At 60.7% G+C, this 1538-nt stretch carries 1 protein-coding gene; it reads left to right on the top strand.

What is annotated here, in order from left to right:
- A partial coding sequence (locus D9738_RS24645; protein ID WP_130261400.1) for an RHS repeat domain-containing protein occupies positions 1-1538 on the top strand: 1538 nt, incomplete at both ends.

Genomic DNA, 1538 nt, shown 5'->3' with positions numbered 1-1538 from the left:
GACGGGCGGGTGACGGAACAGCTAAACCCGGCGGGCTTAAGCTACACGTATCAGTATGAGAAAGACCACATCACCGTCACCGACAGCCTGGACCGCCGTGAAGTCCTGCATACCGCAGGCGAAGGCGGGCTGAAGCGGGTGGTGAAAAAGGAACACGCGGACGGCAGCATCACGCAGAGTCAGTTTGACGCCGTGGGCAGGCTCAGGACACAGACGGATGCCGCAGGCCGGACAACAGAATACAGCCCGGATGTGGTGACGGGCCTCATCACGCGCATCACCACGCCGGATGGCAGGGCATCGGCGTTTTACTATAACCACCACAGCCAGTTAACGTCAGCCACCGGGCCTGACGGGCTGGAAATACGCCGGGAATATGATGAATTCGGCCGTCTGATTCAGGACACTGCCCCTGACGGCGATATCACCCGCTACCGTTATGATAATCCACACAGTGACTTACCCTGCGCAACGGAAGATGCCACCGGCAGCCGGAAAACCATGACGTGGAGCCGTTACGGTCAGTTGCTGACCTTCACCGACTGTTCCGGTTATGTAACCCGTTATGACCATGACCGCTTCGGGCAGATGACGGCGGTGCACCGCGAGGAAGGCCTGAGCCAGTACCGCGCATACGACAGCCGTGGACAGTTAATTGCCGTGAAAGACACGCAGGGCCATGAAACGCGGTATGAATATAATGCCGCCGGTGACCTGACCACCATCATTGCCCCGGACGGCAGCATAAACGGGGCACAGTACGATGCGTGGGGAAAGGCCGTCTGTACCACGCAGGGCGGGCTGACCCGCAGTATGGAATACGATGCTGCCGGACGGGTCATCCGCCTGACCAACGAAAACGGCAGCCACACCACCTTCCGTTACGATGTACTCGACCGGCTGATACAGGAAACCGGCTTTGACGGCCGCACACAGCGTTATCACCACGACCTGACCGGCAAACTTATCCGCAGCGAGGATGAGGGGCTCATCACCCTCCGGCACTACGATGATGCTGACCGCCTCACGCAGCGCACCGTGAATGGCGAAACCGCAGAGCGGTGGCAGTATGACGAACGCGGCTGGCTGACAGACATCAGCCATATCTGCGAAGGGCACCGGGTGACGGTGCATTACGGGTATGATGAGAAAGGCCGGCTGACCGGTGAGCGTCAGACGGTGCATCACCCGGAGACGGAAGCACTGCTCTGGCAGCATGAGACCAGACATGCTTACAACGCGCAGGGGCTGGCGAACCGCTGTATACCGGACAGCCTGCCCGCCGTGGAATGGCTGACCTACGGCAGCGGTTACCTGGCAGGCATGAAGCTCGGCGACTCGCCCCTGGTGGAGTACACCCGCGACCACCTGCACCGGGAAACGCTGCGCAGCTTCGGCCGTTATGAACTCACCACCGCTTACACCCCTGCCGGGCAGTTACAGCGTCAGCACCTGAACAGCCTGCTGTCTGACCGCGATTACACCTGGAACGACAACGGCGAACTCATCCGCATCAGCAGCCCGCGACAGACGCGGGA

Origin of the sequence: Escherichia sp. E10V5 (assembly GCF_004212315.1) — a bacterium.
In the GTDB taxonomy this organism is placed as follows: Bacteria; Pseudomonadota; Gammaproteobacteria; order Enterobacterales; family Enterobacteriaceae; genus Escherichia.
Note: the sequence above shows the minus strand (reverse complement) of the source record. Positions and strands in the feature narration are given on the sequence as shown.